We start from the raw sequence: 13,270 nt of genomic DNA, 5'->3' as shown, positions 1-13,270 counted from the left end.
GGGCGGGTAGGACCTTTTCCGAGAAGGTCAGGTGAGCGAGGAGTAGGCCACCACGCCGCGCCGCATCGCGTCGACGGCCTTGCCCGCCGTCTGCTTGATCTTGCTGCCGGGCGGGGCCGCGTTCCCGAGCTGACCGAGCAGGTCCATCAGCTGCTTGACCCACCGTACGAAGTCACCGGCCGCCAGCTCGTTGCCGTTCACCCCGTCCCGCAGGACGGCGTCCAGGGCGTGCCCCTTCGTCCACCGGAACGCCGCCCACGCGAACGCCAGATCCGGCTCCCTGATCGTGGACAGCCCATGGTCGGACTCGATGCCCTCCAGCTCACCCCACAGCCGGATCATCGACGTCAGCGCCTCCTGCGTCCGCCCGGCGGGCACCTTCGGGCGGCGCGCGTCATCGGCGGCCCGCGACTCGAACACCAGCGCCGACACGCACGCCGCCAGCTCGGCCGGGTCGAGCTCCTCCCACAGCCCCTGGCGCAGCGACTCGGCGGTCAGCAGGTCGAGCTCGGTGTAGATGCGGCCCAGCCGGCGGCCCTCGTCGGTGACGGCCTCACCCTCGAGGTAGCCGAGCTGCTCCAGCACCGAGCAGATGCGGTCGAACGTCCGCGAGATGACGTGCGAGCGCCCCTCCACCCGGCGGCGCAGCCCCTCGGTCTCGCGCAGCAGCTTGTAGTAGCGCTCGGCCCAGCGGGCGTGGTCCTCACGCTCGTCACAGCCGTGGCACGGGTGCTGGCGGATGAGCCGGCGCAGCTCGTTGACCTCGTCGTCCTCCACCGTGTGGTCACGCGCCCTGTCCGGCTTGCCCAGGTCGCGGTCGCCGAGCTTGGCCAGCAGCGTGGAGACGAGGTTGGCGCGCTCCTTGGGCGAGCGGCCGTTGAAGTTCTTCGGGATGCGCAGCTTCTCCAGCGGCTCGACCGGGACGGGGAAGTCCGCCGGGTCGAGCTTCTTGATCTGCTTGCCGATCGTCAGCACCAGCGGGCTCGGCCCCTGACCGCGCGGGTTGCGGCCCGGGTCGAGCACGATCGCCAGCCCCGCCCGGCGCCCGCCCGGCACCCGGATGACGTCACCCGGCTGCAACGCCTCCAGCGACCGCACGGCCGCCGCCCGGCGCGCGGCGCCGCGCTGCCTGGCCAGCTCGGCCTCACGATCGGAGAGCCTGCGGCGTAGCGCCGCGTATTCGGGGAAGTCTCCCAGGTGGCACGTCATAGCCTCCTGGTAGCCCTCCAGCGCCTCCTCGTGCTTGCGCAGCTGCTTGGCCAGCCCGACCACCGCCCGGTCGGCCTGGAACTGCGCGAACGACTCCTCCAGCAGCGTCCTGGCCCGCTCCCGGCCGAACTGCCCGACGAGGTTGACCGCCATGTTGTACGAAGGCTGGAAGCTCGACCGCAGCGGATACGTCCGCGTGCCGGCCAGCCCCGCCACCGACAGCGGATCCATGCCCTGCTGCCACAGCACCACCGCATGGCCCTCGACGTCGATGCCGCGCCGCCCCGCCCGCCCAGTCAGCTGGGTGTACTCGCCGGGCGTGAGGTCGGCGTGGGTCTCACCGTTCCACTTGTCGAGCTTCTCGATCACCACGCTGCGCGCCGGCATGTTGATGCCCAGCGCGAGCGTCTCCGTCGCGAACACGGCCTTGACCAGCCCGCGCGTGAACAGCTCCTCCACGACCTCCTTGAACGCCGGCAGCATGCCCGCGTGGTGCGAGGCCAGCCCGCGCTCCAGGCAGTCACGCCACTCCAGGTAGCCCAGGACGGCCAGGTCCTCGTCCGGCAGATGCGCGGTGCGCTCGTCCACGAGCTGCCTGATCTCGTGCCGCTCGCGGTCGGTCGTGAGCCGGATCCCGGCGTACAGGCACTTCTGAACGGCGGCGTCGCACCCGGCACGGGAGAAGATGAACGTGATCGCCGGCAGCAGCCCCTCGGCGTCGAGCTTCTCGATCACCTGCACCCGGTCCGGCGGGCGCGAACGCTGCGGCCGGCCGTAGCCGCGCCTGCCCCGCCCCTCCGTCAGCCGCTCGGCGTCACGGGTCACCCGCATCAGCGTGGGGTTGACGCGCGGGGTCAGGTCGTCGTTCACGAACATGTCGTAGAGGCGGTTGCCGACCATCATGTGCTGCCACAACGGCACCGGACGGTGCTCGTCCACGATCACCGTGGTGTCGCCGCGCACCTCGCCCAGCCACTCGCCGAACTCCTCGGCGTTGCTCACCGTCGCCGACAGCGCCACCAGCCGCACCGACTCCTGCAGGTGGATGATCACCTCTTCCCACACCGCGCCGCGGAAGCGGTCGGCGAGGTAGTGGACCTCGTCCATGACCACGAACCCGAGCCCCGCCAGGGTCGCCGACCCCGCGTAGAGCATGTTGCGCAGCACCTCGGTGGTCATGACGACGATGGGGGCCTCGCCGTTGACGCTGTTGTCGCCGGTCAGCAGGCCGACCTTGGCGGTGCCGTAGCGCTTGACCAGGTCGTTGTACTTCTGGTTGGACAGCGCCTTGATGGGGGTGGTGTAGAAGCATTTCTGGCCCTGCTCCAAGGCCAGGTGGACGGCGAACTCGCCGACCACCGTCTTGCCCGACCCCGTGGGCGCCGCCACCAGCACGCCGTCTCCGGCCTCCAGGGCGCGGCAGGCGTCTAGCTGGAAGTCGTCCAGCTCGAAGTCGTAGAGACCTCGGAACGATCTCACCGCGGCCCCGTCGTCCCCATACTTGTGACGGAAGGCCGCATAGCGTTCCGCTGGCGTTGTCATACCCGTCAGCCTACCGAAATCGCCTTTCCGGTCGGTCCCCCAGTGGTCCGGCCGATCCTCAGCCGGCGTCCGAGCCGGGCGCCTTTACAATGTAGATTTCAAACGATGACCCGTAACGCCCCCGGGCGCACCTCGCACTGGACCGGCGCCGGGCCCACGCGTTCGCCGTCGGCGTAGGCGATGACGTCCGCGGCCTCCAGCCGCACGCTCCGCACCCGCCGCACCGACACCGCCGGATGCCCCACGTGCGTCCCCCGGTAGACGCTCGGGAAGACCCGCAGGAACTCGGTCTTGGACACCGCGTCCAGCATCATCACGTCCAGCAGCCCGTCGTCGGGCTGCGCGTCGGGGCACACGCGCATCCCCGCCCCGTACGAGGACGTGTTGGCCACCGCCACCAGCATGGCCTCGCGTTCGACGACCTCACCGTCGTCGAGGGTCATCCGGAACGGGATCGGCCGGAACGAGCGCAGCTCCTCCACCGTCGCCACCAGATAGCGCGCCATCCCCGGCGGCCACGTCTTCCGGTTGGCCCGCTCGTTGACCCGCGAGTCGAACCCGCAGCACATCACCCCCGCGAACAGCTCGTCGGCCTGCCCGGCCCGGATCCGGGCGACGTCCACCAGGCGCGACTTCATGCGCAGCACGACGCGGGCCGCGGCCATGGGATCGGCGCAGGGCACCCCGAGCGCGGCCGCGATGTCGTTGCCGGTGCCCGCGGGGATGATGCCGAGCGGCACGTCGGTGCCGGCCACGGCCTGCACGGCCAGGTGGACCAGCCCGTCGCCGCCGAAGGCCACGAGCGCGTCGGGGCGCTCGGCCACGGCGGTGCAGGCACGTGCGAGGGCGTCGGCGGCGTCGGCGCCGACGATCACCGACAGCTCGGCCCCGCCGGCGCGCAGCCGGCGCGCCACGGGTTCGAGCAGGCGCAGCGTACGGCCGCCGCGTGCGGCGGGGTTGACGAGCAGGGCGATGTGAGGGGACACGCCCGGAACTTATCGCCTATCGCGTGGAACCGGAATCCTCCCCGGGGCGATCGTCGTCGACCGAAGTGGAGTCCTCCACCAGCGGGGAGGCCTCGTCGTCGGACAGGTGGGAGAAGTCCTCGGTGGCGGGCCTGCGCTTCTCACGCATGAACATGAAGAACTCGGCCAGGAAGTAGAGCACGATCATCGGCATGGCCAGCGCCATCATCGTCAGCGGGTCGCCGCCGGGGGTGATGACCGCGCCGAAGACGAACATGGAGAAGATCACCCAGCGGCGGTACTTCTTCACCGTGGCGTGCGGCAGCACACCGATGATGTTGAGGAACACGAGCAGGAGCGGCAGCTCGAACGAGATGCCGAAGATCACGAGCATGATCAGCACGTAGCTGACGTACTCGTCGATCTGGATGATGGCCACGGTGTCGCTCGGCGCGAACCCGAGCAGGATGGCCAGGCTGGTGTCCATGATCACGTACGCCAGGAAGGCGCCGATCACGAACAGCGGGATCGCCAGCCCGAGGAAGGCGATCGAGTAGCGCTTCTCGTTGCGGTAGAGGGCGGGGGTGACGAAGGCCCAGACCTGGTAGAGCCAGACGGGCGAGGACACGACGACGCCCACCATCGCCGAGACCTTCAACGTCAGGAAGAACGACTGGAAGATGCCGCCGTAGGTCAGCGTGCACTCGCCGACACGCAACTGCTGGGCCTGCGGCGTCTCGCAGAAGGGCTCCTTGATGAACGCCCAGACCGGATCGAAGAAGATCCAGCCGATGATGATGCCCACGACGACGGCGGCGGCCGCGATGAGCAACCTGTTACGCAGCTCGCGCAGGTGCTCCATGAGGGGCATGCGGCCCTCGGTGTCGTGGTCGGGTGCCGGCTGGCTCGACCGTTTGAGCAGCGCCATCTAGCAGTCCAGGTGAGGAGGAGGGATGGGGTCAGACGCGCTTGTCGGCCTGGGCGGCGGCGCTGGCGCGCAGCCGGGCGGCCTGCTCCTCGAGCTGCCTGGCCTGCTCCTCCGCGGAGAGCGCGGGGGCGGGCGTGGCCTGGATCTGCGGGGGCTGCGCCGCCGGGGGCTGCGGCTGAGCCGGGGCCTGCGCCTGGGCCTGGACGGTGTGGTTGTCGTCGTCGTCCTCACGGAGCTTGGCCGTCTCGGACTTGAAGATGCGCAGAGAACGGCCGACGCCGCGGGCCATCTCGGGCAGCTTCTTCGCACCGAAAAGCAGGACGAGCACCAGCGCGATGATCAGAAGTTCGGGGACTCCGAGTTGCGACATGAAACGCCCTTTTCTAGCGAGTGCCTGTTTCAGCCACGATCGTACGCTGCCTGGGGCGTGGTCTCACCCCCCTGGCCCGCCAATCTGGCCCGCCGCGGCTCCAGCTGGGCCGTCGCCTCGGCGATTTCCCTTTTCAGGGTACGTGCCGCCACGACGACGCGGGCACCCGCGACCCCGACCACGCCGAGCCCCGCCACGCACAGCCCGCCGGCCACGTAGATCCACATCATGACTGGTGAGCGTACAGGGCCAGGGCCCGCTCGGCCTCCTGGCGCACGGTCTCGGCCATCTCAGGGGGTGAGACGACCCGGCCGGTGTCGCCCAGGCGCAGCGCCAGCTTGAGGATCCAGTCCTCGTCGCGGGCCCGCAGCGCCACCCGCAGCCGCCCTTCACCCAGCTCGGTGACCTGCTCGCACGGGTAGTACTCGGCCACCCACCGCCCGGCGGCGCTGAGCTCCAGCTCGACCAGCTCGTCGGTGGGCGAGGGCCGGAAGACGCCCCGGGTGACGTCGATGGGCTCGGCCTCGGCGGGCGGGTCGGCGGGCACGTCGAGCACCTCGACGCCGAGCATCCGGTCGAGCCTGAACAGCCGCATCGCCTCGGCCCGGTAGCACCAGCCCTCCAGGTAGGTGCGGCCGTCGACGACCACGACCCGCGTGGGGTCGACCTCGCGCGGCGTCACCTCGTCGCGCCCGGGCACGTAGTAACGCAACGACAGCCGGCGGCCCCTGGTGAGCCCCTCGCGCACGCGCGGCAGCGCGTCGGGGGCGGCGTCCACGTCGACCGCGAGCTGGCTGCTGAGAGTGGCGGCGCCCTCGCCGGCGGCCCGCTCCAGCTTGGCCGTCACGCGGGGCAGCGCGTCGCCCGGCACCTCGTTGGCAGGCAGGGCCAGCTCGGGGGTCGCGGCCAGCATCCGCAGGGCGACCAGCAGCGCGCTGGCCTCGTCGATGCCCAGCCGCAGCGGCCTGGCGATGGTCTCGGCGTTGTCGATGATGATCTCGCCGCCGTCCCAGGAGACGTCGATGAGGTCGCCGGGGGTGTGGCCGGGCAGGCCGCACATCCACACGAGCTGCAGGTCGTCGATGAGCTGCTTCTCGCTCAGCCCGAAAACCGCGGCCACCTCGTCGACCTGCGCCCCCGGGTGGGACATCAGGTACGGCACCAGGGCCAGCAGCCTGGGCAGCCGGTCGGCCGACCCGCTCATCGCAGCTCCTCTGTCATGCCATTGCCCCCTTCAGTCGGCGGATGACGGCCTCGCGGGCGTCCGGCGGCCCGGCGACCTCCACGTCGGCGCCGAGGCTGGCCATCCAGCCGGCCAGGCGTTCGGGGTCGGTGAAGGGCAGATCGGCCTCGTCCCACCCGTGCTCCCCCGTGCGCACGGCCGCCGCGAGCTGCCGCAGCCCCTCGCACGTGCCCTGGCGTACGCGGACGACGGCCACCCGCTCGTCCGTCGAGTCGTCGGGAAAGCCGACCATACCCCGGAGATCGACCCCTTCCGGCACCTCGACGGCGCCGGGCCTGCCCATGACGGCGACCTGGCCGGTGACGCGGCTGAGCCGGAAGACGCGCGGCGCCTGCCGGTCGCGGTCGAACCCGGCCACGTACCAGCGGCCGTTGCGGCTGACCACGCCCCACGGCTCGACGGTGCGGGCGCGCACGCTCTCGCTGCCGGCGCTGCGGTAGTCGAAGCGCACCACGCGCCGGTCGCGCACGGCGTCCCACAGCGCGGGGAAGGCCGGGTCGCGGGTGTCCACGCGCAGCTCCAGCGCGCCCCCGCTCATGGACCCGCCCATGGACGCGCCGACGGGCCGGTCGGTGGCCACGCCGCCGGCGCGCAGCTTCAGCAGCGCCCCCGAGGCCGCCTCGGCCAGGCTGGCCCGCTGCCACACCTGCGCGGCCAGGCCGAGCACGGCGGCCTCGTCGGGCTCCAGGGTGATCTCCGGCAGCTCGTACGACTCGCGCTCGATCCGGTAGCCCGGCTCGTCCTCCCAGGGGTCGCGCACCACATCGATGGGGATGCCGATCTCGCGCAACTCGTTCTTGTCACGCTCGAACATGCGCTGGAACGCCTCGTCGCCATCGCGGTCGTAGCCGGGGACGGCCTGGCGGATCTGCTCGGCCGACAGCGGCCTCCGGGTGGCGAGCAGGCAGATCACGAGATTGAGCAACCGTTCGGTCTTCCGGCGCGACATCTGCCTCACTCCTCCTCCATCGACGCTACCCTGCCCCCGTGATCAGATGGCGCAAGGGCGAGGTTGTACGGATCCGACGCGAGTGGCCGGGAGCGGTGGAGCTGGACGTCGCCGTCCCCGAAGGGGAGTGCCGGGCACTGGCCTATCCGCCGTTGGTCGGCCGCCCGGAACCCGGCGACGAGGTGCTGCTCAACACGACGGCACTCGCGATGGGTCTCGGTACGGGAGGTTACGCCATGGTGGTCGCCGTCCCTAACCGTTTGCCGCAAGATCCCGCCGGTCCGGGCCACCTGGTGAAGGCCCGCTACACGCCGCTGCAGGCCACGGTGCTGGGCGCCGACGAGCAGGACTCCCCGTATCACGACAGATTGCGCGAGGCCGACTCCCTCGACGGGATGCCGGTGGTGGTGGCCGACCTGCACTCGGCGCTGGCGCCGATCCTGTGCGGCCTGTACGCCGACCGGCCCGGCACGCGGGTGGCGTACGTGATGCAGGACGGCGGCGCGCTGCCGGTGTGGTTCTCGATGGCGGCGGCCCGGCTGCGGGAGATCGGCTGGCTGGCGGGCGTGGTCACGGTCGGGCAGTCGTTCGGCGGCGACGTGGAGGCGGTCACCGTCCACACCGGGCTGCTGGCGGCCCGCCACGTGCTGGAGGCCGACGTGGCGATCGTCGCGCAGGGCCCCGGCAACCTGGGGACGGGCACCAGGTGGGGCTTCTCCGGGGTGTCGGCGGGCGAGGCGGTGAACGCGGCGGGCGTGCTGCGCGGCCGCCCGGTGGCGGCGCTGCGGGTCAGCGAGGGCGACCGGCGCGAGCGCCACTACGGGGTCTCGCACCACTCGCTGACCGCCTACGGCCGGGTCGCCCTGACGCCCGCCGACGTGCCGGTGCCGGAGCTGCCCGGGGAGTTCGGCGAGCGGGTCAGGGACCAGTCCGAGCTGCTGGCCGTCCGGCACCGCCTGGTGCCGGTGCCGGTGGAGGGCCTGCACGAGGCGCTGCGGGAGTCCCCGGTGCGCCTGTCGACGATGGGCAGGGGCCTGGAGGAGGACCTGCCCTACTTCCTGGCCTCGGCGGCGGCGGGCAGGCTGGCGGCCTCGCTGCTGTCGTAGGAGTCCTTGAACGTGAACGCCTCGGGGCTCGGCCCCTCGGCCCTGAGGCGCTCCAGCCGCGCCATGCCCTCGGCCAGCGTCGGGATGTGACCCTCGGGGATCCACCACATCACCATGTACGGCTCCGCCAGGCGCAGGAACCACTCCCTGCGCCGGCGCAGCACGCCCAGATGGGCGCTGCGGTAGGTGTAGTTCCACAGGGCGTCGAGCGACTCCCACACCGAGAAGTTCATCAGCAGGTGGTCGCCGTAGTCGTGGATGACGGTGGCGGTGGGGTCGCTCTCGCTCTCCTTCAGCCGCCACACGAACCCGGGGGCCTCGTCGGCGACGGTGTTGACGGGCTCGAGGAGGGCGACGAACTCGGCGAGCTCCTGACTGTCGATGGGCGCGCGCAGATGGGCGATGTTCAGCTCAGCGAGATGCATGACGCTCAGCACACCACCCGTCCGCCTTCTATGTCAATCCTCATTTGTTTTAGAAAGGGAGACGCAGCAGTCCCCCGGCCGCGGGTCGAGCCTGGCCCTGCCCGGCTCGTCGCCGAGACCTTCGAGCAGCCCCTGGCACAGGGCCAGGTTCATGGAGCACACCAGCAGCGGCTGCTCCTCGGCCAGCACGTGGAAGGGGCAGTTGCGCAGCCGCAGCGCGCCGCCCTCCTCGTACGGCTCGTAGCCGCGCTCCCTGAGCACCTGCTCGACGGGCTCGCCGGCGTGCCTCTTGGCCAGCCGGGCGCCGGCCTCGCGCGCCGCCCGCTCGGCCCGCTCCTCGGCGCCGAGCGCGTCGACGACCTCGGCCAGGACGGAGGCGAGCGCGCCGTAGTCGCGCGGCGGCAGGCTCACCGACCGCTCACCCCTGGCCCGGCGGTAGACCTTGGCGGGCCGGCCGCTGCCCGGCCCCTTCTTCTCCTGCTGCCGGAAACCGCTCTCGAGCAGCCCCGCCTCGACGAGCTTGTCGAGGTGGTGGCCGGCGAGGGTCCTGGAGACGCCCGCGGCCTCGGCCGCCTCCCCCCTGCCCACGTCGCCGCCGCGGCCCGCGACGGCCGCGTACAGGCTGCGGCGTACGGGGTCGTGCAGGAGGGCCAGCGCGTCGAGGTCGTCGCTACTCACAACGGGAGTCTATGAAAACTTCCGCTTCACGTGCTTGTACGTGCACGCGCGGCTGGCGTCGGACGGGACGTTGCCGTACCTGCGCCAGCACGCCCCCTTCTTGATCACCCAGATGTCGACCCACTCGGGCGCGTGGTAACGGCGGTGGGCGGCCGTGGCGTTCTTCAGCACGCGGGCGGCCACGGCCTTGGCCTGGGCCTTGCCGGCGGCGGAGGTGTTCACCCACGTCGTGCCGGCGTCGCCGCCGACGACGCAGGGCTTCTTGACGCCCTTGCAGAAGGGCGGGTCATCGGCGGCGGACGCGGCCGTGGCGCCGCCGAGGAGGACGGCTAAGGCGGAGGCGATGACCAGGAAAGTACGGATCATGAGGATCATCCTGCCTCAGTAGGCGGCGATGACGTCCACGACGTAGACGAGCGTGTCGGTGCCCGTGATGCCGTGGGCGGGGTCGCCGGCGGGGCCGTACCCGTACGAGGGCGGGACGACCATCAGGACCCGGCTGCCGGCGGGCACCCCGACCAGGGCCGCCTCCCACCCCTTGGGCACGCCGCCGTCGCCGATCCTGAACGCCTTCGGCCGGCCGCTCGTCCAGGTGGCCTCGAAGACGCGGCGGCGGCTCCAGATCGCGCCCTCGTACTGGGCGACCACGAGCTGCCCCGCCTGCGTGCCGCGCCCCTCACCCCTGGCCAGCACTTTGACCTCGAACGCGGCCGGCGGGGCGGTGGCGGGCACCTCCAGCCCGGGCGGGGCGCCGGCGGTGACGCGCACGCCCGCCAGCGAGCCGCCGCCCGCCTCGACCGAGGCGCCCTTGGGGTGGGCGCCGAGGATGTCGACCACGTAGACCAGCTCGTCATCGGGCCCGACGCCGGGCGGCAGGCGCGCGCCACGGCGCTGATCGGGCGGGAGCACGGCCAGGACCCTGCTGCCGACCCTGCGGCCCCGCAGCGCCCCGTCCAGCCCCGGCGGCAGCTCCCCCAGCGGGAGCGCGGCCGGGGTGCCGCGGTCGAAGGTGGAGTCGACCAGGCGGTTGTCCCCGCCGTCCCAGACGTGCGCGGTGTACTGGACGATCGCCGTGTCGTCCGCGCCGAGCCGGGCGCCGCCGCCGGTCGCCAGCTCCTCCACCTTGAGCCCGGCCGCCGGTCCGCCGCCCGCGAAGGTGATCGTCGGCCTGGCCCCGAACGGGCCGTCCACCGTCATGCCGAGGTCGCGCGCGGCACCGCCCGAGCAGCCGGCCAGCAGGACGAGGACCGGCAGCAACACGGCGGTACGGCGGTGCGGCATCGGTCCTCCCACGCGGCGGGGCTGGGCGTGGCGATGCTACCGCGTCCGGCCCCCGTCCGGCCCGCCCGCGGGCCGGACGGGAGATCGGCTCAGGAGGCGCCGAGGATGTCCACCACGAACACGAGGGTGCTCTTGGCGGGGATGCCCTGCTGCGCCTGGTCGCCGTAGCCGAGGTCCGGCGGGATGCTCATCACGACCCGGCTGCCGACGGGCACCCCGGCCAGGCCCTGCTGCCAGCCCTTGATGACCCCCGACAGCGGGAACTCGGCCGGCTGACCCCGCTCCCAGCTGGAGTCGAACTGCTTGTCGCTGCCCCACAGCTTGCCCGTGTAGTGGACGGTGAGCGTCTGGCTCGCCTCCACCTTCGGCCCGGTGCCCTCGATGAGCGTCTTGACGACGAGCTTGTCCGACGGCTTCTCGTCGGTCTTCGTGGTCAGCGTCGGCGCCTTGTCGCCGCCCGGGCTGACGACCTTGACGCCCTTGAGGCTCTCGCCGGTCTCCTTGCCGGTGGCGGCCTTCAGCGGCGGCGGCTGGGTGCCGACGATGTCGAACACGAACACCTTGGTCGGCTCGGCCGGCTGCGTGGCCTGCTGCTGGGCCATGCTGTCGTTGGCGAGCACGGCCAGCAGCCGCCCGCCGTGCTTGACCTTGGTGAAGCCCTCCTGCAGCACCTGCGGGATCTGCTGGTCGACCGCGATCGTCTCGGGCTTCTTGGTGTCGTAGGAGGAGCCCTGGACCGCGTTGCCCTTGCCGTCCCAGTTGTAGACGGTCAGGTTGACGATCACGCGGTCGCCGGCCTTGATCCCGTCGCCGGTGCCCGGCTGGATCACCTCGTACGACGACTTGCTGGCGGGCGTGCCGGCGGGGAAGGTCACCGTGGGCTTGCCGCCCACGTCACCGGTGACCTTGACCCCCGACCCGGCGCCAGTGGCGGTGGCGCCGGTGCTCGCACCGTCGTCGGATCCGCAGGCGGCGGCGAACAGGATCAGTGGCACGGCGGCCAGTACGGCCATAGCGCGGCGCATGGGTTTCCCTCGGGAAGACGGCAGATTCGCGTCACCCTACCCGACATCCTGGTAGGCCCGAGGTAAACCACGCGCTACATCCCGGCTATGAGCTTGTCCACCCTCTCGTCCACGCTCCGGAACGGGTCCTTGCACAGCACCGTGCGCTGCGCCTGGTCGTTGAGCTTGAGATGCACCCAGTCGACGGTGAAGTCGCGCCGCTTCTCCTGCGCCTTGCGGATGAACTCGCCGCGCAGCCGCGCCCTGGTCGTCTGCGGCGGCACCGACTTGGCCTCGAAGATCTTCAGGTCGGACGCCACCCGCTCCACCGAGCCGCGCTTCTGCAGCAGGTAGAACAGGCCGCGCTTGCGGTGCACGTCGTGGTAGGCCAGGTCGAGCTGGGCCACCCTGGGCGAGGACAGCGGCAGGTCGTACTTCTTCCGGTAACGCTCGATGAGCTGGTATTTCGTCACCCAGTCGATCTCCCGGGAGACCAGGTCGAGGTTGCCGGTGTCGACCGCGTTCAGCGTGCGCTCCCACAGCTCCAGCACCCGGTGGGCGATGGCGTCGCCGCCGCGGCGGTCGACGAAGTCCTTCGCCTTGGACAGGTATTCCTGCTGGATCTCCAGGCTGGAGGCCTCCCGGCCGTTGGCCAGGCGCACCCTGCGGCGGCCGGTCATGTCGTGGGAGACCTCGCGGATGGCCCTGATCGGGTTCTCCAGCGACAGGTCCCGCATCACCGTGCCCGACTCGATCATGCGCAGCACCAGGTCGGTGGCGCCGACCTTGAGCAGCATCGTGGTCTCGCTCATGTTGGAGTCGCCGACGATGACGTGCAGGCGGCGGAACCGCTCGGCGTCGGCGTGCGGCTCGTCCCGGGTGTTGATGATGGGCCGGGACCGGGTCGTGGCGCTGGAGACGCCCTCCCAGATGTGCTCGGCCCGCTGCGAGACGCAATAGACGGCGCCGCGCGGCGTCTGCAGGACCTTGCCGGCCCCGCAGATGATCTGCCGCGTCACCAGGAACGGGATTAGCACGTCCGCCAGCCGCCCGAACTCCCCGTGCCTGCCGACCAGGTAGTTCTCGTGGCAGCCGTAGGAGTTGCCGGCCGAGTCCGTGTTGTTCTTGAACAGATAGATGTCACCCGCGATGCCCTCTTCGCGAAGCCGTTTCTCGGCGTCGACCAGCAGGCCCTCGAGGATGCGCTCACCCGCCTTGTCGTGCGTGACGAGCTCGATGACGTTGTCACACTCGGGTGTTGCGTATTCAGGATGGCTGCCCACGTCGAGGTAGAGACGCGCGCCGTTGCGGAGGAAGACGTTGCTCGATCGGCCCCAGGACACGACCCGCCGGAACAGGTAGCGCGCGACCTCGTCGGGCGACAGCCTGCGCTGTCCCCTGAACGTGCAGGTCACACCGTACTCGTTCTCCAGCCCGAAGATGCGACGATCCATCACCTCACACTATGCCCATGGATCCGCGAGCGGGAGAGATCTTCCAGGTGTTTTCCCACCCGGCCCTCTGTGACCTCTCTTTTATCCCCTTGTCCCGCGCCCGCCCCCACGGGGCG

General features: G+C 71.3%; 14 protein-coding genes. 1 reads left to right on the top strand and 13 read right to left on the bottom strand.

Features of this window, described 5'->3' with window-relative positions:
• Positions 1 to 27 precede the first annotated feature (27 nt).
• The 7 genes from AB0L65_RS39695 to AB0L65_RS39665 all read right to left on the bottom strand — a co-directional run bounded on the left by AB0L65_RS39695 (position 28) and on the right by AB0L65_RS39665 (position 7,206).
• Entirely contained in the window at positions 28 to 2,751 is a 2,724-nt protein-coding gene (locus tag AB0L65_RS39695) for a DEAD/DEAH box helicase (RefSeq protein WP_364256650.1), read from the bottom strand.
• A gap of 98 nt (positions 2,752 to 2,849) precedes the next feature.
• Positions 2,850 to 3,737 carry a YegS/Rv2252/BmrU family lipid kinase gene (locus tag AB0L65_RS39690; protein ID WP_364256647.1) on the bottom strand — a complete coding sequence of 296 codons (888 nt, stop codon included), beginning with the start codon at positions 3,735 to 3,737 and terminating at the stop codon, positions 2,850 to 2,852.
• 16 nt (positions 3,738 to 3,753) lie between these two features.
• Entirely contained in the window at positions 3,754 to 4,644 is an 891-nt protein-coding gene (gene tatC, locus AB0L65_RS39685) for a twin-arginine translocase subunit TatC (RefSeq protein ID WP_364256644.1), read from the bottom strand.
• A 31-nt stretch (positions 4,645 to 4,675) separates the two neighbouring features.
• On the bottom strand, positions 4,676 to 5,014 hold the full coding sequence (gene tatA, locus AB0L65_RS39680; RefSeq protein ID WP_350735433.1) for a Sec-independent protein translocase subunit TatA: 339 nt from the start codon (positions 5,012 to 5,014) through the stop codon (positions 4,676 to 4,678).
• A 29-nt stretch (positions 5,015 to 5,043) separates the two neighbouring features.
• A complete protein-coding gene (locus AB0L65_RS39675) occupies positions 5,044 to 5,244 on the bottom strand; it encodes a hypothetical protein (RefSeq protein ID WP_350735430.1) in 201 nt (66 codons plus the stop codon).
• Positions 5,241 to 6,218 (bottom strand): WYL domain-containing protein, encoded by a 978-nt coding sequence (locus tag AB0L65_RS39670; protein ID WP_363969720.1) that lies wholly within the window; start codon positions 6,216 to 6,218, stop codon positions 5,241 to 5,243. Before AB0L65_RS39670 ends, AB0L65_RS39675 begins: the two co-directional genes overlap by 4 nt.
• A gap of 13 nt (positions 6,219 to 6,231) precedes the next feature.
• On the bottom strand, positions 6,232 to 7,206 hold the full coding sequence (locus AB0L65_RS39665) for a WYL domain-containing protein (RefSeq protein ID WP_364256641.1): 975 nt from the start codon (positions 7,204 to 7,206) through the stop codon (positions 6,232 to 6,234).
• A gap of 38 nt (positions 7,207 to 7,244) precedes the next feature.
• Between AB0L65_RS39665 and AB0L65_RS39660 the strand changes: the two genes are divergently transcribed.
• Positions 7,245 to 8,312 carry a DUF3866 family protein gene (locus AB0L65_RS39660; protein ID WP_364256638.1) on the top strand — a complete coding sequence of 356 codons (1,068 nt, stop codon included), beginning with the start codon at positions 7,245 to 7,247 and terminating at the stop codon, positions 8,310 to 8,312.
• Here AB0L65_RS39660 and AB0L65_RS39655 read toward each other — a convergent pair.
• From AB0L65_RS39655 to pafA, 6 genes are all read right to left on the bottom strand, one after another.
• Positions 8,258 to 8,737 carry a DUF3291 domain-containing protein gene (locus AB0L65_RS39655; RefSeq protein WP_364256635.1) on the bottom strand — a complete coding sequence of 160 codons (480 nt, stop codon included), beginning with the start codon at positions 8,735 to 8,737 and terminating at the stop codon, positions 8,258 to 8,260. The genes AB0L65_RS39660 and AB0L65_RS39655 overlap by 55 nt on opposite strands.
• Before the next feature lie 33 nt (positions 8,738 to 8,770).
• Complete coding sequence (locus AB0L65_RS39650; RefSeq protein ID WP_363969728.1) at positions 8,771 to 9,415, bottom strand: helix-turn-helix domain-containing protein; 645 nt, start codon at positions 9,413 to 9,415, stop codon at positions 8,771 to 8,773.
• Positions 9,416 to 9,424: 9 nt separating this feature from the next.
• The gene (locus tag AB0L65_RS39645) at positions 9,425 to 9,781 is read right to left on the bottom strand and encodes a hypothetical protein (protein ID WP_364256632.1); all 357 of its coding nucleotides are present in this window, start codon (positions 9,779 to 9,781) and stop codon (positions 9,425 to 9,427) included.
• Positions 9,782 to 9,796: 15 nt separating this feature from the next.
• Entirely contained in the window at positions 9,797 to 10,696 is a 900-nt protein-coding gene (locus AB0L65_RS39640) for an FKBP-type peptidyl-prolyl cis-trans isomerase (RefSeq protein WP_364256629.1), read from the bottom strand.
• An 89-nt stretch (positions 10,697 to 10,785) separates the two neighbouring features.
• Complete coding sequence (locus tag AB0L65_RS39635) at positions 10,786 to 11,721, bottom strand: FKBP-type peptidyl-prolyl cis-trans isomerase (RefSeq protein ID WP_364256626.1); 936 nt, start codon at positions 11,719 to 11,721, stop codon at positions 10,786 to 10,788.
• Between the two features lie 74 nt (positions 11,722 to 11,795).
• Positions 11,796 to 13,154, bottom strand: coding sequence for a Pup--protein ligase (pafA, locus tag AB0L65_RS39630; protein ID WP_185076838.1), 1,359 nt, complete (start codon positions 13,152 to 13,154; stop codon positions 11,796 to 11,798).
• Between the last annotated feature and the right edge of the window lie 116 nt (positions 13,155 to 13,270).

This window comes from Nonomuraea sp. NPDC052116, from assembly GCF_040680035.1.
GTDB classification, from domain to species: Bacteria; Actinomycetota; Actinomycetes; order Streptosporangiales; family Streptosporangiaceae; genus Nonomuraea; species Nonomuraea angiospora_A.
This window is presented reverse-complemented; position numbering and strand designations above follow the sequence as displayed.

What these genes read in the sequence shown, in the direction of transcription:
- tatA (WP_350735433.1), bottom strand. Translation starts at nt 5,014, where the DNA reads ATGTCGCAACTCGGAGTCCCCGAACTTCTGATCATCGCGCTGGTGCTC.
- AB0L65_RS39670 (WP_363969720.1), bottom strand. Translation starts at nt 6,218, where the DNA reads ATGAGCGGGTCGGCCGACCGGCTGCCCAGGCTGCTGGCCCTGGTGCCG.
- tatC (WP_364256644.1), bottom strand. Translation starts at nt 4,644, where the DNA reads ATGGCGCTGCTCAAACGGTCGAGCCAGCCGGCACCCGACCACGACACC.
- AB0L65_RS39640 (WP_364256629.1), bottom strand. Translation starts at nt 10,696, where the DNA reads ATGCCGCACCGCCGTACCGCCGTGTTGCTGCCGGTCCTCGTCCTGCTG.
- AB0L65_RS39695 (WP_364256650.1), bottom strand. Translation starts at nt 2,751, where the DNA reads ATGACAACGCCAGCGGAACGCTATGCGGCCTTCCGTCACAAGTATGGG.
- pafA (WP_185076838.1), bottom strand. Translation starts at nt 13,154, where the DNA reads ATGGATCGTCGCATCTTCGGGCTGGAGAACGAGTACGGTGTGACCTGC.
- AB0L65_RS39635 (WP_364256626.1), bottom strand. Translation starts at nt 11,721, where the DNA reads ATGCGCCGCGCTATGGCCGTACTGGCCGCCGTGCCACTGATCCTGTTC.
- AB0L65_RS39675 (WP_350735430.1), bottom strand. Translation starts at nt 5,244, where the DNA reads ATGATGTGGATCTACGTGGCCGGCGGGCTGTGCGTGGCGGGGCTCGGC.
- AB0L65_RS39645 (WP_364256632.1), bottom strand. Translation starts at nt 9,781, where the DNA reads ATGATCCGTACTTTCCTGGTCATCGCCTCCGCCTTAGCCGTCCTCCTC.
- AB0L65_RS39655 (WP_364256635.1), bottom strand. Translation starts at nt 8,737, where the DNA reads ATGCATCTCGCTGAGCTGAACATCGCCCATCTGCGCGCGCCCATCGAC.
- AB0L65_RS39665 (WP_364256641.1), bottom strand. Translation starts at nt 7,206, where the DNA reads ATGTCGCGCCGGAAGACCGAACGGTTGCTCAATCTCGTGATCTGCCTG.